The 18,034-nt window shown below is 70.4% G+C and carries 16 protein-coding genes; 15 read left to right on the forward strand and 1 reads right to left on the reverse strand.

Annotated features, from left to right (window positions below; translation table 11 throughout):
* Positions 1–3: 3 nt before the first annotated feature.
* From RUR_RS08445 to RUR_RS08505, 13 genes are all read left to right on the forward strand, one after another.
* The gene (locus RUR_RS08445; protein WP_283134377.1) at positions 4–948 is read left to right on the forward strand and encodes an ABC transporter permease; all 945 of its coding nucleotides are present in this window, start codon (positions 4–6) and stop codon (positions 946–948) included.
* Entirely contained in the window at positions 945–1,856 is a 912-nt protein-coding gene (locus RUR_RS08450) for an ABC transporter permease (protein WP_283134378.1), read from the forward strand. Before RUR_RS08445 ends, RUR_RS08450 begins: the two co-directional genes overlap by 4 nt.
* The gene (locus tag RUR_RS08455; RefSeq protein ID WP_283134379.1) at positions 1,853–2,839 is read left to right on the forward strand and encodes an ABC transporter ATP-binding protein; all 987 of its coding nucleotides are present in this window, start codon (positions 1,853–1,855) and stop codon (positions 2,837–2,839) included. Before RUR_RS08450 ends, RUR_RS08455 begins: the two co-directional genes overlap by 4 nt.
* Positions 2,832–3,641, forward strand: a complete 810-nt coding sequence (locus RUR_RS08460) for an ABC transporter ATP-binding protein (RefSeq protein WP_283134380.1) — start codon at positions 2,832–2,834, stop codon at positions 3,639–3,641. Before RUR_RS08455 ends, RUR_RS08460 begins: the two co-directional genes overlap by 8 nt.
* Positions 3,638–5,098: an amidase gene (locus RUR_RS08465; RefSeq protein WP_283134381.1), complete on the forward strand. Its 1,461-nt coding sequence runs from the start codon at positions 3,638–3,640 to the stop codon at positions 5,096–5,098. Before RUR_RS08460 ends, RUR_RS08465 begins: the two co-directional genes overlap by 4 nt.
* Positions 5,099–5,121: 23 nt before the next feature.
* The gene (locus RUR_RS08470; protein ID WP_283134382.1) at positions 5,122–6,012 is read left to right on the forward strand and encodes an amidohydrolase family protein; all 891 of its coding nucleotides are present in this window, start codon (positions 5,122–5,124) and stop codon (positions 6,010–6,012) included.
* Positions 6,009–7,607, forward strand: coding sequence for a class I adenylate-forming enzyme family protein (locus tag RUR_RS08475; protein WP_283134383.1), 1,599 nt, complete (start codon positions 6,009–6,011; stop codon positions 7,605–7,607). Before RUR_RS08470 ends, RUR_RS08475 begins: the two co-directional genes overlap by 4 nt.
* Before the next feature lie 97 nt (positions 7,608–7,704).
* Complete coding sequence (locus RUR_RS08480) at positions 7,705–9,138, forward strand: gamma-aminobutyraldehyde dehydrogenase (protein WP_283134384.1); 1,434 nt, start codon at positions 7,705–7,707, stop codon at positions 9,136–9,138.
* Between the two features lie 135 nt (positions 9,139–9,273).
* Complete coding sequence (locus RUR_RS08485; RefSeq protein WP_283134385.1) at positions 9,274–10,830, forward strand: ABC transporter substrate-binding protein; 1,557 nt, start codon at positions 9,274–9,276, stop codon at positions 10,828–10,830.
* 10 nt (positions 10,831–10,840) lie between these two features.
* On the forward strand, positions 10,841–11,788 hold the full coding sequence (locus RUR_RS08490) for an ABC transporter permease (RefSeq protein WP_283134386.1): 948 nt from the start codon (positions 10,841–10,843) through the stop codon (positions 11,786–11,788).
* A complete protein-coding gene (locus tag RUR_RS08495) occupies positions 11,785–12,642 on the forward strand; it encodes an ABC transporter permease (protein ID WP_283134387.1) in 858 nt (285 codons plus the stop codon). Before RUR_RS08490 ends, RUR_RS08495 begins: the two co-directional genes overlap by 4 nt.
* A complete protein-coding gene (locus tag RUR_RS08500; protein WP_283134388.1) occupies positions 12,639–13,634 on the forward strand; it encodes an ABC transporter ATP-binding protein in 996 nt (331 codons plus the stop codon). The genes RUR_RS08495 and RUR_RS08500 overlap by 4 nt, the downstream gene beginning before the upstream one ends.
* The gene (locus RUR_RS08505; RefSeq protein WP_283134389.1) at positions 13,631–14,641 is read left to right on the forward strand and encodes an oligopeptide/dipeptide ABC transporter ATP-binding protein; all 1,011 of its coding nucleotides are present in this window, start codon (positions 13,631–13,633) and stop codon (positions 14,639–14,641) included. Before RUR_RS08500 ends, RUR_RS08505 begins: the two co-directional genes overlap by 4 nt.
* Before the next feature lie 134 nt (positions 14,642–14,775).
* On the opposite strand, the gene RUR_RS08510 is transcribed toward RUR_RS08505, so the two are convergent.
* Complete coding sequence (locus RUR_RS08510) at positions 14,776–15,456, reverse strand: DJ-1/PfpI family protein (RefSeq protein ID WP_283134390.1); 681 nt, start codon at positions 15,454–15,456, stop codon at positions 14,776–14,778.
* A gap of 69 nt (positions 15,457–15,525) precedes the next feature.
* Between RUR_RS08510 and RUR_RS08515 the strand changes: the two genes are divergently transcribed.
* Both RUR_RS08515 and RUR_RS08520 read left to right on the forward strand, forming a co-directional pair.
* On the forward strand, positions 15,526–17,031 hold the full coding sequence (locus RUR_RS08515; protein ID WP_283134391.1) for a GMC family oxidoreductase: 1,506 nt from the start codon (positions 15,526–15,528) through the stop codon (positions 17,029–17,031).
* Between the two features lie 40 nt (positions 17,032–17,071).
* A complete protein-coding gene (locus RUR_RS08520; RefSeq protein WP_283134392.1) occupies positions 17,072–17,830 on the forward strand; it encodes an MBL fold metallo-hydrolase in 759 nt (252 codons plus the stop codon).
* Positions 17,831–18,034: the final 204 nt, after the last annotated feature.

Consider the following 18,034-nt stretch of genomic DNA (forward strand, 5'->3'; position numbering starts at 1 on the left):
AACATGACCGCCTACCTGTTGCGGCGGTTGGGAATGCTGGTGGCCACGCTCCTGGTGTCGAGCTTCGTGGTGTTCGCCGGACTGTCGCTCGCCCCGGGCAGCCCCCTGGCGACCCTCTCCGGTGGCCGTTCGCTGCCACCGGAGAGCATCGCGGTCCTCGTCGAGCGCTACCACCTCGACGAGCCGTTCCTCTCGCGGTACGCCTCCTGGATCGGCAACGCCGTCCAAGGGGACCTCGGAGTGTCGATCTCGCTGCGCCAGGACGTGTCGGACCTGATAGCGGCCCGCGCCGGGACGACCGCCGGGCTGATCCTCTACGCGGCCCTGATCATGGTGCTCACCGGCGTCGGGCTCGGGCTGCTGGCGGCGCTGCGGCCGGGGATCGTGGACTCGCTCGTCGTGATGTCCACCGCGGTGGTGATCGCCGTTCCGCCCTTCGCCGCGGCGATCCTTCTCATCGGGGTCTTCGCGGTGAACCTGGAGTGGCTGCCGGCGTTCGGCAACGGCTCCGGATTGTGGGACGGGATCCGGCACCTCACGCTTCCGGCCGTCGCCCTGGCCACCGCGGCCACGGCGGCGATCGCCCGGGTCACCCGGACCACGGTACGAAAGGAGATGGACCACGAGCACGTCCAGACGGCCGTCAGCCGGGGCATCCCCTACATGACGGTCGTGCGACGGCACGCGCTGCGCAACGCGGCCGTCCCGATCGCCACGCTGGCCGGGATGACGACGGCGTCGATGATCGCCCTGGCGGCGGTGGTGGAACGGGCCTTCGGCCTCAACGGCCTGGGCGCCTATCTCGTCAACGCCGCGCTCTCCAAGGACTTCGCCGTCGTCCAGGGCATCTCGCTCGTGCTCGTCACGGCCTTCGTCCTCGTCAACACCCTGGTCGACGTGGTCGCGGCGACGCTCGACCCACGGATCAAGCTTGGGAGGCAGACATGAGCTCGGTCGTGACGTCCCAGCGGCTCCCGGCGCGACCTCGAACACACCGGTGGAGACCCGGTCTCGGACCTCTCGGGACGACCGCCGCCGTCACGATCCTCGCCGCGGTCGCCCTTGCGGTGCTCGGACCCGCGCTGACCTCTGCGGATCCGAACACGAGCGACTTCGCCAAGGCGTACGGGGCGCCGGAGGCGGGGCACCCGCTCGGATACGACGGCCAGGGACGCGATCTCCTCGCGCGACTGCTGACGGGGGCGGGGACCTCGCTGCTCGGCCCGCTCTGGGTCGTCGCGCTGAGCATGACCGCGGGAACGGTCGTCGCCGTCACCGCCGCGTGGGTCGGAGGCCGGCTGGACTCCGTCGTGTCGGCGGCCCTCAACGTGGTGTTCGCCTTCCCGGGCGTCCTGCTCGCCATGCTGGTGGCCGCCGTCTTCGGGGCGGGCCTCGGCGCCGCCGTGCTCGCACTCGCCGTCGCCTACGTCCCCTACATCGCCAGGCTGCTGCGGAGCGCGGCCCTGGCCGAGCGCCGCAAGCCGTACATCCGGGCGCTCGAAGTGCAGGGAGCGGGTGCCTGGGCGATCTGCCTGCGACACCTCGTGCCCAACATCCTGCCGCTCATCGCCGCGCAGGCGACGCTCTTCTTCGGCTACGCCATGGTGGACCTCGCCATCATCTCCTTCTTCGGCCTCGGCGTGCAGCCGCCCGACGCGGACTGGGGCGTCATGGTCGCGAGCGGCCAGTCCGGTGTCCTGCAGGGCTTCCCCGCCGAGTCGCTGATGGCCGGCGGCTGCATCGTCGTCCTGGTCGTCGCCTTCAACGTCCTCGGCGAGCGGTTGTGCGGCCCGGCGCGGCCCGGCGTCCGCAGCTCGCCGCGCCGGTGGCGTTTCCGGTTCGGGGCCGCGTCGTGAACGCGCTGCTCACGGTGACCGGCCTGACGGTACGACTCCCGCTCGACGGCGAGCCGAGGAAGGTTCTCAGCGACGTGTCGCTGGGCATCGGCCACGGAGAGGCGGTCGGCCTCGTCGGCGAGTCGGGATCCGGCAAGTCCATGACGGCTCGCTCGATCGCGCGGTTGCTTCCCCAGGGCGCCCAGGTCGAGGGAGAGATCGGCTACGCCGGGACCGACGTCCGGGCGCTGCGCGGGCAGGGGCTGCGCGACTTTCGATCCAAGGTGTCCATGGTCTTCCAGGACCCGCGTGCCCACATCAACCCGGTGCGCACGATCGGCGACTTCCTGACCGAGGCGCTGCGCGTCAACCGGCGGGTCAGCCGGCGGGTGGCCGACGGCCAGGCCGTGCGAGCCCTGGAGGAAGTCGGCGTGGCCGACAGCCGCCGGCGGCTGCGCCAGTTTCCGCACGAGCTGTCGGGAGGGCTGCTGCAGCGGGTGATGATCGCGTCCGCGCTGCTGACCGAACCGCGGCTGCTGCTGGCCGACGAGCCCACCACGGCCCTCGACGTCACGACGCAGGCCGAGGTCATGGCCATCCTCGACGAGCTGCGGCGCGAGCGGGGGCTGGCGCTGCTGTTCATCACGCATGATCTGGAGCTGGCCGCCGCGGTCTGCGACCGGACCATGGTGATGTACGCCGGGCGCATCATGGAGAGCCGGGCCTCGGCGCTGCTGCACGAACGGCCGCTGCACCCCTACACGGCGGCCCTGACCGCGGCCCGGCCCTCGGTGCTCCGTCGAGTCCATCGCCTCACCACCGTCCCGGGACGCCCGGTGTCGGCCTTCGAGGCACCGGGCGGCTGCCCGTTCGCCGGCCGATGCGCCCACGTCGAGGATCGCTGCCGGGAGCGGCGGCCGGACCTGCGCCCCCTGGCGGGCGGGGAGGTCGCCTGCGTCCGCGCCGAGGAGCTGCACCAAGAACCGGCGGTGACCCGTGACTGAGGCGATTCTCCAGGTCGAAGGACTCCGCAAGGTCTTCGGAGCGGCCGTCGCCGTCGAGGACGTGAGCTTCTCGCTGGCACCCGGCGGGTCACTGGCGATCGTCGGCGAGTCGGGGTCGGGCAAGACGACGGTGGCAAACATGATCGTCGGACTGGAACGGCCGACGGCCGGACGCGTCGTCGCCTGCGGCCGTGATCGGTCGCGCCCGCCCCGCTCCGCACGGGAGCGACGCGAACGCGGCCACGAGGTCCAGATCGTCTTCCAGGACCCCTACTCGAGCCTCGACCCTCGGCAGAGCCCCGCCGCCGCGGTGGACGAGGTCCTGCGCCTGCACACCCGGCTCGGTGCTCCGCAGCGCCGCCGGAGGGTGGAGGAACTCGCCGAGCTCGTCGGTCTCGACAAGCGTCAGCTGGCGGCGCTGCCGTCAAGGCTGTCGGGCGGCCAGCGCCAGCGCGTCGCCATCGCCCGGGCACTCGCGGCCGAGCCGCAGGTCCTCATCCTGGACGAGTCCGTCGCCGCACTGGACGTCTCCATCCAGGCACAGGTGCTCAACGTGCTGGCGGATGTGCGCGAGCACACCGGGGTGGCCTACCTCTTCATCAGCCACGACCTGGCCGTCGTGCGCCAGGTGAGCGATGAGGTCGTCGTCATGCAAGGCGGCTCGATCGTCGAACGCGGACCGACCTCGCGGGTGCTGGACGAACCCGAGCATCCCTATACGCGGCTTCTGCGCGCCAGCGTCCCCACCCTCGGCTGGCGTCCCGCCCGCCGTCTTACTCACTTCTCCACGGAGGCACGATGACCGAGACCCACCCCCGACACGCCCTCGCGGAGCCCGTCGGCACCGGTCCCGAGGGCTGGCCGAGCGCCACCGAGCTCGCCGCACGCATCGCGGCCGGCGAGGTCGGTTCGCGTGAGGTCCTCGAAGGTTACCTGGCGCGCATCGCCGCGCTCGATCCCGCGTTGAACGCCTTCTGCCACGTCGCCTCCGAAGAGGCCCGCAAGGCCGCCGACGAGGCGGACGCCGCGGTCGCCGGCGGCCGGACGCCGCCGCCGTTCCTCGGCGTCCCCATCGCGATCAAAGACCTGCACCCGGTCCGCGGCTGGCCCCTGTGCGGTGCGTCGAACGCCGTCGAGCACCACGTCATGGACGAGGACGCCCCGGCGGTGCGCGCCCTGCGCGAGGCCGGCTTCGTGTTCGTCGGCGCGACGACGTCGCCGGAGTTCGGCACCGTGTCGGTCACCGAGTCCGCCGTCCACGGCGTCACACGCAACCCGTGGAATCCCGACTACAGCCCGGGAGGCTCCAGCGGCGGCGCGGCGGCGGCGGTGGCGGCCGGAATGCTGCCGCTGGCCCACGGGTCCGACGGGGCGGGCTCGATCCGCGAGCCGGCCAGCTACTGCGGGCTGGTCGGGCTGAAGCCGAGCCGAGGCCGCGTCCCGACGAGCGCGCACTATCTTGAGGGCTTCACGACGGAAGGGGTGCTGACCTGGACCGTTGAGGACACCGCGGCGATCCTCGATGTCTTCGCCGCGGCTCCCCCGACCGGATGGTACGGCGCGCCCCCGCCCGACGTGCCGTTCCGACGGCAGGCCCAGCGCGACCCGGAACGGCTGCGCATCGGGCTCAACCTTCAGCCGGCCTTCCCCGCGGAGGTCGACCCGGTGGCCGAGGTCGTCCTCCGCCGTGCGGCCGATCTTCTCTCCGACCTCGGGCACGAGGTGGTCGAGCAGTCCATCCCGGGGCTCGACCAGGACTGGTTCAAGTCCCGCTTCGACCTCCTCTACGCGACCGGGTCGGCCGACTGCGTGGTCGTCGACGAGTCCGCCGTCGAGCCGCTCAACCGCACCCTTCGGCAGGCCGCGCGCGACACCGACTCCCTCACCTACGTGACGACCGTGCTGGAGCTTCAGCTGCGCTCGGCCGAGATGTACAAGGCATGGGACGCCGTCGACGTCCTGCTCACCCCGACCAACCCCGTCCTGCCCCCAAGCGAGGGAGCCCTCTGGCAGGGACAGGACGCGGATCCGTGGCTGCCGTTGCGACGGGCGGAGGAGACCGCCTCGCTCACCGTGCTGTCCAACATGCTGGGCCTGCCGGCGATCTCCATTCCCCTCGTCGAGCCGCAGGCCGGCCTGCCGCTCGGCGTCCAGCTCATCGGCGGCCGGTGGTGCGACGGCACGGTCCTCGCCCTCGCCGGCCAGCTGGAGCGCGCCTACCCGTGGCGCCGCCGCACGCCCGCCGGACTCCCGCTATGACTCTGACAACGGAGGAAGAAAACATGTCCCTGCCCCCCGTGGCACCCTCAACGGTGATCGACTTCCGGGTGCGCGTGCCCAGTGCCGCACGGCCGCAGATCTCCGACGCAGGGGACGTGTACACGCAGTACGAGGCGGTTCTCGACATCGGGAGCGGCTGGCACAAGGGCACGGACGAACTCCTCACGGAGATGGACGCGACCGGTGTGTCGCACGCCGTACTGCACGCCGAGTACGAGCACGGGGACTACGCCGACGCCCTCAACGAGGAGGTCGCCGAGCAGGTCACCCGGCGCCCCGATCGCTTCTCGGGCTTTGGGACCGTGACGCTCGAACCGGTGAACATCATGCGGGCGGTGCGTCAGATCGAACGCGTGGCCGCGCTCGGGTTGCACGGGATCAACGTCCAGCCGTCGTTCTTCGGTCATGCGATCGACGACCGGCAGTTGTACCCGATCTACGCCAAGGCGACCGAGCTGGGGCTGGCGATCGCGGTACACACCGGGGTCAACTACTCGCGCCGCCATCCGATCGAGTCCGAGCGTCCCGTCCGCCTGGACCAGGTCGCGTGCGACTTCCCCGAGGCGACGCTCATCGCCTGTCATGGCGCGTGGCCCTGGGTTCCGGAGATCGTGTCCGTCGCGCGCCGCCACCCGAACGTTCTGATCGACTTCGGCGGCCTGGCCCCCAAGTATCTCGGCGTGCCCGGGTCGGGCTGGGAGATGATGCTGCGTTTCATGGACCGGGTGCTCCGCGACCAGGTGCTGTTCGCCACGGACTGGCCCGTGTTCCCCCATCGGCGGGCGCTGGACGAGTGGCGTGAACTGGGCCTTCGCCCCGAGACGCTCGAAGCGCTGTTCTGCGGGAACGCTTCCAGGCTGCTGTCCGCGGGCCGAGAGGCGATCATGGCATGAGCGTGCCCCGTCTGAGCCGGATCACCGACTACGTCGACCACTGGGCCACCCGTCGCCCGACGTCGGAGGCCCTGGTCGGTGATACCGGCCGGTGGACCTACGAGCGGCTGCGCGACGACGTCGACCGGTGCGCGGCCGCGCTGCTCGCCGCCGGCGTGCGGCGGGGCGACCGGGTGGCGCTGCTGGGCCATCCGCAGCCGGAATGCTATGTGGTCTTCCTCGCCACGGCCGCCATCGGCGGCGTGTGGGTGGGCCTGAACCCGAAGTACACCGTCGCCGAGCTCGCCCACGTCGTCGCCGACAGCGAGCCGAAGCTGCTGTTCGGCATGCTCGACGCCGACGACCCGGCGCAGCCCGAGACACTGAGCCGGTTGCGCGACCTCGGGTCGATGCGGGTGGTCACGCGGGACCGCGAGGTGGCCGGTCTGTCGACCGCCTACCAGACGTTCGTCGACGTCACACCCGAGGATCGAGGCGACCGCCTGGCGAGCGCCCGCGCGCAGGTCCGGCCACTGGATCCGGCGGCCATGATCTACACGTCGGGCAGCACCGGCAAGCCGAAGGGCGCCCTCGTGCCGCACACGGGGCTGGCGTACTGCGGTGTCGTGCAGGCCGGGCGATGGTACGGCGACGCACCTCGCAAGTTGTGCGATCTCCCGCTCAACCACATCGGCGGGCTCGGCGACATCTGCACCTCGGTCCTCACGGCCGGCGGCACCGTGGTCTTCATGGAACGTTTCGACGCCGCCGGAGCGCTGCGCACCGTGGAACGGGAGCGTCTGACCCACCTGTACTGCATTCCGACGCAGCTCCTGGCCGCGGTGCGGACACCTGAGTGGTCGCAGTGCGACCTGAGCTCGCTGGAGTACATCCTGTGGGGCGGAGCCGCCGCGCCGCTGAGCCTGCTGTCCACGCTGGCGAAGACGGGCGCGCGGCTGGGCACCAGCTACAGCCTCACCGAATCGACCGGGTCGGTGACCTACACCGACCCGGGCGACCCGCTCGACGTACTGGCCTGGAGTGTCGGACGGGTGGATCCGCACTACGAGGTTGCGCTGCGGCGCTCCGATGGTGCGACCGCCGTTCCGGGCGAGGCCGGGGAGCTTCTCATCCGGGGCGACTTCATCACGCGCGGGTACTTCCGCAACCCGGGGGCGACACGCGAGGCGATCGACGAGGACGGCTGGCTGCACACCGGCGATCTGGCCCAGGAGGAGCCGGGCGGTCATATCCGTCTCGTCGGCCGGCTCAAGGAGATGTTCAAGTCGGGCGGCTACAACGTCTACCCGCGCGAGATCGAGGCCGCGCTCGAAGAGCATCCGGCCGTCGCGCTCGCGGCCGTCGTCGGCGTGCCCGACGAGCGCTGGGGTGAGGTCGGGCACGCCTTCATCGTGTCGAACTCGTCGGTCACCTCGGACGAACTCCAGCGGTTCGCCCGATCACGGTTGGCCAACTACAAGGTGCCGAAGGTGTTCCGGCTGGAGCGGGACCTGCCGAAGCTGCCGATCGGCAAGATCGACAAGGTCGAGCTGCGCCGGCGCGCCGCCGCGGCCGTCTCCCCCGGCGAATCGGCGAGCGAGCGGACCGGCCGGTGAGGAACGGGACATCGTGCCGGAAGACACCGGGTCAGGCGACCGTGACCATGAGCGCGAGCGACGACCCCACAACGTACATGGCGACCAGGAGACAGAGTTGACTGACAAGCGAGTCCTGCGGAACTTCATCGACGGAGAGTTCACCGATCCGCTCAACGGCGAGTCGGCACCCGTGCTCAATCCCGCGACGGGTGAGACGATCGCGCACGCACCGCTATCGAATGCCGAAGACGTCGACCGGGCGGTGGCCGCGGCCAAGGCCGCGTTCCCCGCCTGGGCCGACACGACGCCCGGAGCACGGTCGCTCGCGCTGCTCAAGCTCGCCGACGCGCTCGAGGAGCACGGTGACGAACTCGCCGAGCTGGAGTCCGCCAACGCCGGCAAACCCCTGCATGTGGTGAAGCGCGATGAGATCGGCGGAATGGTCGACAACCTGCGGTTCTTCGCCGGTGCGGCCCGTAACCTGGAGGGCAAGGCCGCCGGCGAGTACGTGGCGGGCTACACCTCGATGATCCGCCGGGAGCCGGTGGGCGTAGTCGGGCAGATCACACCGTGGAACTATCCGATGATGATGGCCGTCTGGAAGCTCGGCCCGGCGCTGGCCGCGGGGTGCACGACGGTGCTCAAGCCCGCGCCGACGACCCCGGTCACCACGGTCATGATCGCCGAACTCGCCGCGGACATCTTCCCCAAGGGGGTCTTCAACGTCGTCGTCGGCGGAAACGAGCCGGGTGCCCGGCTCGTCGAGCACCCCGACGTCGAACTGGTCTCGCTCACCGGGTCCGTCGACACCGGCAAGTGGGTCGCCGAGCACGCGGCTCGGACGCTCAAGCGGGTTCATCTCGAACTCGGCGGGAAGGCGCCGGTCGTGGTCTTCGACGACGCCGACGTCGACGCCGTGATCGAGACGATCTCCGCCTCCGGCTACTACAACGCCGGCCAGGACTGCACCGCGGCCACCCGCGTGCTCGCCTCCTCCAGGGTCTACGACGACCTCGTCGCCGGCTTGGCCGAGAAGGCGAAAGAGCTGGTGATGGGAGACATGCGCTCGCCGGACACGACGCTCGGCCCGGTCAACAGCCTGCGTCAGCGGGAACGGGTCGACGGCTTCGTCGGGCGACGTCCCGGCCACGCGGAGGTCGTCACGGGCGGCCGTACCGTGGACGGCCCGGGTTTCTTCTACGAACCGACCCTCATCGCCGGCCTCCGGCAGGACGACGAGCTGATCCAGACGGAGGTCTTCGGCCCGGTCATCACCGTGCAGCGCTTCGGCGACGAGGACGAGGCGATCACGTGGGCCAACGACACACCCTACGGCCTGGCCTCCTCGGTCTGGACCCGTGACATCGGCCGCGCCCTGCGCCTGTCGAAGGCGCTGCGCTTCGGCTGCGTGTGGATCAACGACCACTTCCCGCTCGCGTCCGAGATGCCGCACGGCGGGTACAAGCAGTCCGGCTACGGCAAGGACCTCTCGGCCTACTCCCTCGAGGACTACACGCACGTCAAGCACGTGATGGCCAACCTGCGTTAAGCACTTCAGCCCGATAGGCGACCCTGTTCGCACGTCGACCGGCAGGCCGGTACCCCCCAGGCGTCGCGCTCAGCCCCCGAGCGCGACACGCCTAAATGCTTTATCGATCGTTTGAAAACTGGTGATTTTCCGATGATGGGAATCAAGTCCGTCGGGTGCGTCCTGCTGACACTGACCTTGCTCGTCGCAGGCTGCGGCGGCGGCGGTGACAAGGGCGGTGGCAGCGGTTCGGCCGAAGGCGAGGTGTCACGCGACACCGGAACGCCGAAACGCGGTGGGAGTCTCACGATCCTGCGCGCGTCCGACATCGACGGCTGGGATCCGGACAAGGCGATCCAGCTCTCGACGTTCGAGACCCTGCCTCAGGTCATGGAGGGCCTCCTGCGCCCCGGGACGGACGGCAAGTCGATCGAGCCGGGTCTCGCGGAGAGCTGGAAACTGGACGCCAAGGCGAAGACCGTCACCTTCACGCTGCGTCCCGGGCTGACCTTCAGCAACGGACAACCTCTGACGTCGGCGGATGCCGCGTTCTCGGTCGATCTCTGGCGTAAGGGCCTCTCCCTCGGCTCCCTTTACGCGGCCATCACCGGCACCGAGACACCGGACCCGCGAACGCTCGTCGTCAAAATGAACAAGGCGAGCACGTTCACGCTCACCTGGCTCAGCAACGGCTCCTCGATCGTCGTGCCGAAGGACTTCGGCGGGATGGACCGCAAGGAGTTCTTCACCAAGCCGATCGGCGCCGGGCCGTTCACGGTGGCCTCGTACAAGCCGGGCCAGCAGCTCGTGCTCGACCGCAACCCGCGCTACTACGATGCCGAACGGCCCTACCTGGACCGCCTCACCTACGACGTGGTGACCGACCCCAACCAGCAGATGCTCCGCTACCAGAGCCGTCAGGCCGACATGATCGAGGGGGTTCCGCTCGATCTCGCCGGTCAGATCCCCCAGGACGAGCGCGTGCCCGTCCATCCGTCCGCGACGATTCACGGGGTCTTCGTCAACGCCGGCAAGGCTCCTGGGAACGACATCCACTTCCGGCGTGCGGTCAGCCTGGCGATCGACCGCGCCCAGTACATTCAGGCGGTCTTCGGCGGGCTGGCCGTCCCCGCCACCGGCGGGCTCCCGCCGCGCGTCCAGGGCTCGGTCGGTTGTGGCTGCGTCTACGACACCGGTGTGGAGAAGGCGAAGGCGGAGCTCGCGAAGTCCTCCTACAAGCCGGGAACGAAGGTCGAACTGGTCGTCGACGCGACGACGCCGTTCTCCACCCGGGCGGGAGAGGTCGTCGCGTCGCAGCTGCGCGCCGTCGGCATCGACGCCGACCTGCAGAAGCTCGAGGTCCAGGTGCTCGTGGACCGGCAGATGAAGGGGAACTACAACCTCTCGCTGGGTGAGGTCAGCAGCGTGTCGCCGACGGTCGGCGACATCTTCGGCCTCATCGTCGCCACCGGCGGGCTGTACTCCGGACTGCCGATGAAGACCATCTCGGATGCCTTCGAGCGCCTGGAGGTGGCACAGACGGACGACGATCGGGCGGAGGCCGTGCGCGTCGCCGAGACCTGGATCCACGACAATCTGCCCTACATCCCGATCGCCTTCCCCGACCGGCTCTTCGCCGTCTCGTCGAAGGTCAAGGGGCTGCAGGTCACGCCGTTCCTGTCCTACCCGGCCCACCTGCTCTGGGCGGGGTGAGCACGCAGTCATGTCCGCCGGACGACTGCGCTTCGTGGTAGGCAGGCTGGCTCAGGTGCTTCCCGTGCTGGCCGCGCTTCTGCTCATCGTCGTGCTGCTCCAGCAGATGATGCCCGGCGATCCCGCACGGGTCATCGCCGGGCCGCGGGCGACCGCCGAGCAGGTGGTGCAGGTTCGCCATGAGCTCGGTCTCGACCGCCCGGTCTTCGAACAGTTCGGAAGACACGTCTGGAATCTGCTGCAGGGCGACCTGGGAACATCGAACCGCACCGGGATCCCGATCACCGCAATCGTGGGTGACCGGATCGGTGTGACGGTGTGGCTGCTCTTCGGCGGCCTCCTCGTCAGCACGTTGCTGGCAACGCCCGCCGCGCTGCTGATGGCGCTCCGCCCCCGATCGCGGAGCGCGCGGATGTGCTCGCGCGCACTCACGATCATCATCAACTGCCCTCCGTTCTGGGTAGGCCTGATGCTGGCATCGGTGCTGGCACTCGGCACGGGATGGCTGCCCGTGGGAGGTTTCGGGGTCGATTTCGGGGACCGGGTCCGCTCGATGATCCTGCCTTCGCTGACGATCGGCCTGGCGGCGATGCCCCTGTTGGCGCGGAGTGCCGCCGCGAGCCTGAGTCAGGTGCTCACCGCGGATCACGTGACGACCGCCCGTTCGCTGGGCGTCTCCGGATGGCCGTTGGTGCGTCGGCATCTGCTGCGCAACGCCCTGCCGCCGGCCATCACCCTCCTGGCGATCCAGGCCGCCGCGCTGCTGTTCGGAGCCGTCATCGTCGAACAGACGTTCGGCCTGCCGGGGCTGGGAGCGGAGATGATCACCGCCGCAAGCCAGCGTGACTTCCCGGTGGTTCAGGCCCTCACGCTGATCTTCGGGTTGGCCATCATCGCGATCAACCTGCTCGCCGACCTGGCGGTCGCACTGCTCGATCCGAGGACGACATGGCGATGACCGTATCCCCCCCGGCCTCCGGCCCCGACGTCGTCGTGAAGCCGCGTGCCTCGCGTGCGAGGCTCTGGACACGCTCGGCGGCCGCGTGGCTGCTGGCTCTCACGATCCTGGCCGCGGTCTTCGCACCGCTGCTCGCGCCGGCCGACCCGGGGCAACTGACGCTCGACCAGCTTCAGCCCCCTGGCGCCGACCACCTCCTCGGCACCGACGCGCTCGGCAGGGACGTCCTGTCACGCCTGCTGTTCGCGCTCCGCACCGACCTGATGCTGATGGTGTTCGCCGCCGGGCTGCCGATGCTGATCGGAACGCTGATCGGCGCCGTGGCCGCCTACTATGGCGGCGTGCTGGACGCGGCGCTGCGCTGGGTGGCCGACATCTTTCAGGCACTTCCCGTCTATGTGCTGCTGATCGCCCTGGTGTTCGTGCTCGGGCCGGGTACGTCGTCGCTGCTCGTCGCGTTCAGCGTGCTCGGCTGGGTGGTGTACGCGCGGCTCATCCGAACGGAGGTCCGCCGGGTACGGGAGCAGGAGTACGTCTCCGCGGGCTACCTGCTCGGCCTGTCACGTACCGCGGTGCTGTTCAAGCACGTGCTGCCGAACTCACTGCGCCAGTCCTTCGTCTATCTCGCCACCGACATGGGGATGGCGCTCCAGGGCATCGCGGTCCTGTCGTTCTTCGGGCTCGGCGTCAAGGCGGGCACGCCGGAGCTCGGCGCGATGGTTTCCGAGGCTCAGCTGTACCTCCGCAGCCACTGGTGGCTGGCGGCCTTCCCCGGCGTCACGATCGTGATCCTCGGCTCAAGCGTCGCGGCGCTCGGCGACCGGTTGAGCGGTCGCGGAGAGGTGGGCAGATGACATCGCATCCGCTTCTGGAAGTGGACGGGCTGCGTGTGGCGATCCGTCGGCAGGACACGGCGCCGACCGTGCTCGACGGCGTCTCCTTCGCGGTCGGAGCCTCCCAGTGCCTCGGCATCGTCGGCGAGTCGGGGTGCGGGAAGTCGCTCACGCTGCGCGCCGTGATGGGGTTGCTGCCCCCGGGGATCGAACGCACCGGCGGGAGGATCCGGTTGAGTCTCCAGCCGGGGGCCGCGCCGTCCGACGTCCAAGCCGATCAGGTCGCCGGCCGTGGGCTGGCGATGGTCTTCCAGGACTCGCACGCGTCGCTCGACCCGACGATGCGCGTGGGGACCTTCATCGCCGAAACGGTACGTCGTCGCGGTGGAACCTCGCGTTCCGACGCGCGACGGCGGGCCGTGGAGCTGCTGGCGTCGGTCGGAGTCCCCGACCCCAAGCTGCGCTTCAACGCCTACCCGCACGAACTGAGCGGCGGCATGCGCCAGCGGGTGGCGATCGCGCTCGCGCTCGCCACCGACCCGCGCGTCCTGCTGTGCGACGAGCCGACCACGGCTTTGGACGTGACGCTGCAGGCGCAGATCCTGCGCCTGCTCGACACCGCTCGCGCCGAGCGGGGACTGGGCATGGTCTTCGTCAGCCATGACATCGCGGTGATACGCCAGATCGCCGACGTGGTCGCGGTCATGTACGCCGGACAGATCATCGAGATAGGCCCGGTGTCGGACGTGCTCGACCGTCCCCGGCACCCGTACGCCCGCGCGCTGATCGACGCGGTCCCGTCGCTCGACGGGCCGGTCGGCCCTTTCCGATCGGTGCCGGGTTCCCCGCCCGCTCCGATCGACTACGGTTCGGCCTGCCGCTTCCTCGACCGCTGCGGGCATCGGGACACGGCGTGTGAGGGCGTCGTCAACGGCATCGACGGCCGCGGGGCCGGACATCGATCGGCCTGTGTCCACAGCGGCACACTCGCGAGCGGTTTGGAGGCCACATGAGCAGGCGGGTCATCGAGGTGGAGGGGCTCGTCGCGGAGTACCCGGTGCGCGTCGGCTTCTTCCGCCGGCGGCGCGTACGCGCGGTCGACGCGGTCGATCTGCACCTGGGTCGCGGCGAGATTCTGGGCCTGGTCGGCGAGAGCGGGTGCGGCAAGTCGACGCTGGCACGCGTCGTCGTCGGCCTCGCCTCGCCGTCCGCCGGACGGGTCCTGCTCGACGGTGTTCCCGTGCCGTCGCGGCGTCCCCCCGAGATGCGCCGCCGCGTTCAGATGATCTACCAGGATCCGGGCTCCTCGCTCAACCCGCGGCGTACCGTGCTGCAGACGCTGGCGGAGCCGCTGCGCAGGCATCGCCTCGTCCCGGCCGAGGGGATCGAGGGCCGGGCGCTGGAGCTGCTGGAGATGGTGGGGCTGGGGAGGCGGCAGCTGCCCGCGCTGCCGCGCGAGCTGTCCGGCGGTCAACGCCAGCGGGTGGCGATCGCACGCGCGCTGGCCGTCGAGCCGGAGGTGCTGGTCGCCGACGAAGCCGTCGCCGCGCTCGACGCGTCGGTGGCGGGTGCCGTGCTCAACCTGTTGCGCGACCTGCGCGACCGGCTCGGGCTGACGGTGCTCTTCATCTCCCACGACCTCGCGGTCGTCCGGGGGCTCTGCGACCGGGTCGCCGTCATGTACCTGGGATCCGTCGTGGAGGAGGGCCCCGTCTCGGAGGTCTTCGCCCAGCCGGGCCACCCGTACACCCGTGTGCTGCTCGACGCGGTTCCGTCGCGTGGCCGGCGGCACCCCGGCGTCGCGGTGCGCGGTGAGCCGCCCAGCCCGCTCCATATCCCGTCCGGCTGCCGCTTCCACCCACGCTGCCCGGAGGCGACGGCGCTGTGCGGTGAATCGAACCCGCCGGAGGCGCGGCGGAACGCGCAGCGGGTCATGTGCCATTTCGCCTGGCGGCCTGAACATGCCGCGGAACCGCACGGGCAGGTCTCCGCTCGCACCTCGCCGACGCGTACGGCGTGAGCGTGGCGCGAACGGCGCCGTACCGTCCCTCGGCGAGCGAGTCGCTCATCGGCTGAAGGCGGGGCCCTGGCTCGTCCGCCGGACCGGTCCACGACCGGCCCCGGGCGGCAGGGCCCCACGGTCGTCCTCAGGGCCTATGAGAAATCCGCGTCCGAGGCCTGAGACCTCCGCACGGCCCACGAAGGACCGTAGTACTTCTCCATCATCTGCTGCATGGAACGGAACACCTCCGGCGGAGCCTTGTCCACCGAACCCGCGTCGTGCGGGGGCTGCGGGTCGTACTCGATTCCCAGTTGCACCGCCTGCGCGTAAGCGGGGCCCTGCAGCCGGTCGCAGACGAGCAACGCCATGTCGATGCCGGAGGACACCCCCGCCGCCGTGATGATCTTGCCGTCCTCGACCACGCGACGAGACGTCGGCTCGGCGCCGAAGCACCGCACGCTCTCGAGCTCGTACCAGTGGCTCGTGGCCCGGCGCCCTCGGAGCAGGCCCGCGGCGCCGAGCAGCAGCGACCCGGTGCACACCGACGTCGTCCACGTGCTCGTCTCATACACCCGGCGCAGCCAGGCCAGCAGCTCCTCGTCGCGCAGATGGTGCTGCGTGGTGCTCCCGCCCGCGACCACCACGACGTCCGGCCGCTCCATGCTCTCCAGCGGCTCGGCCACGAGCCCGAAGCCCGGCTGGTCCGCGGCGGTGAGTCCCGGGGTTGAGGCGACGAAGCGCACCCGGACGTCGGGCAGCCGGCTCAACACCTCGAACGGCCCGGTGGCGTCAAGCGCGGTGAACCCCTCATAGATCACGATGGCGACGTCCACGTTCTGTACCTGCCCTCTCAATCGGCATCCAGGCATTGAGTTTATCGACCGTTCGATTAAACTCAACCCATGCAGAGCACGCATGACGCGATGAACCCGCGAATCCGCGCCGACGTCGCGATCCTCGGTGGCGGAACCGCGGGTGCGGTCGTCGCCGCCCGCCTGGTCGAGACCACCTCGTTGTCGGTGGTCGTCGTCGAGGCGGGACCTGACTACGGGCCGTTCGACGGCGGACGCTGGCCCCCGGAACTCCTCGACAGCGCCACACTGCCCGACACCCACGACTGGGGTTACCAGGACGCCGGCCTTTCCCTCCGGCGCCCGCTGCCGCTGGAGCGGGCCCGCGTCATCGGCGGTTGCTCGTCTCACAACGGCTGCTCGCAGACGGTCGGATACGGAGCCGACTATCACCGGTGGGGTCTGTCGTGGAGCGACGCACAACTCACGTCGCTGATGGCGGACAGTGCGGCCAGGCTTCGTGTCCGGCGGTACACCGACGACGAGCTCACCCCGTTTCAGGCCGCCGCGATGGAGGCCATGATCCTCTCCGAGATCCCGCGCACGGATGACCTGGACGATCTCCACGGAGGCGTCGGCTGTGGCCCCTCGCCGGTCAACAACCCCGACGGCGTCCGCTGGAACAGCGCCTTCGCCTTCCTCGATCCCGTGCGAAGCGAGCCCCGGCTGCGCGTGGTCGACCACGCGCTGGTCGACCGCCTCGAGCTCGACGGCCCGGTGGTCCGGCGCGCGCGGCTACGGCGCGGCGGCGAGCAGGTCATCCTGGAAGCCGACCGCTTCATCCTGTGCGGCGGCGCCTACGGCAGTCCCGAAATGCTGCTGCGCAGCGGCATCGGTCCAGCCGACGATCTCAAGGCTCTGGGCATAGCACCCCGCCTCGACCTACCCGGGGTCGGGCGCAACCTGCACGATCACCCCACCGTCGAACTGCGGTTCGCCGCAGGCGACCGACTTGTCCGGCAGCTCACCGACTACGGGCGCACCCGGGCCGTCCCGGATGAGCAGGTGATCGGCAAAGCACGCTCGGGCAGCGGCAGCGCACCCTACGACCTGCACCTGCTCCCCTGGACCAGCAGCGAGCCCGACGGCTGGACCTGCGTCTTCCCGGTCGCGTGCCTCACCCCTCGGTCACGGGGCGCTCTGCGGCTGGTGTCGGCCGACCCGCAGGCCAAGCCCGTCATCGACCACCGCTATCTGACGGATCCGGAAGGCGCCGACCTGGCGGCGCTCCGGGACGGCGTCGACATCTACCGGCGACTGGTGGCCTCACCGGCACTGGCCCCGCTGCTCGGCCGGCCTCTGGACGAGTTCAGCGCAGGCCCGAGCACAGACGACGCCGGGCTGCGTGCGGCATCCGCCCACTACTGGCACCCGGTGGGCACCTGTGCGATCGGCCCGGACCCGGCCGCGGGTGCCGTCGTCGACACCACAGGGCGGGTTCACGGAAGTGACAACCTCTGGGTCGTCGACGCCTCCGTCATCCCGGTGATCCCGCGAGCCACCACCAACCTGCCGGTCGTCGCCCTCGCGGAACACCTCGTGCGCGTCCTGACCTGAACCGTCCCTGACAATCAACCACCATGTGGAGGCTCCCCCCATGCTTCGTCTGACCCTCGTCCGCCACGCGACACTGCTCATCGAGATCGCCGGCCGAACCCTGCTGGTCGACCCGATGCTCGACGACCTCGAAGCCCAGCCGCCCGTGCCCGGCACGTTCAACCCGCAGCGTTACCCGCTCGTCCCGCTGCCGGAGGACGCGGCCGGCATCGTGAGCCGGGCCGACGCGGCCGTGATCACCCATCGCCACGTCGATCACCTCGACGGCACCGCCATCGACGCCCTCCTGGCACGGGGTGTCACCGTCTTCTGCCAGCCTCTGGACGAGGCCCCGCTCCGCGATCTCGGTTTCAAAGACGTGCGATCCGTCCACGACACCACGGTGTGGGAAGGGATCGAGCTGACCCGGACCGGCGGACGCCACGGCACGGGAGAGCTCGCCGACCTGATGGCACCGGTCTCCGGGTTCGTCCTGCGTGCTGAGGAACACGGCGTCTACGTCGCCGGCGACACGGTCTGGTGCGACGAGGTCCGCCACGTCCTCAACGATCATGTGCCGACGGTCGTGGTGGTCAACGCGGGTGAGGCGCGGATGCTTGAAGGCGACCCGATCACCATGGACGCCGCCGACGTCATCGCCGTCGCCCGCCACGCTTCCGGACGCGTGGTCGCGGTCCACATGGAAGCGCTCAACCACTGCGTGCTGACGCGCAAGGCGCTGGCCGCCGCGGTACGGAGCGCCGGTGTCGACGTCGACATCCCGGCGGACGGTGAGACGATCGTGTTCGACGCGGGGTGATCGCGACGCCCCCCACCTCGGTCGAGAACGGCCACGACGGCCGGTACGGCCTGCTGCGCCCCGGGCGGTGTCGGCGAAGAGGTGGCAGCGGGGCTATGCGTTCCCGTAGATCGTCGGGAACGAGGTCGGGGGGGCGACACGCCGCCGGTCTTCCTTGAGCGGCCCGGCCATCACGCCGTTCGTCGTGAAACGAGCCGTTGGTCG

Origin of the sequence: Rhizohabitans arisaemae, assembly GCF_025996515.1 — a bacterium.
Taxonomy (GTDB): domain Bacteria; phylum Actinomycetota; class Actinomycetes; order Streptosporangiales; family Streptosporangiaceae; genus Rhizohabitans; species Rhizohabitans arisaemae.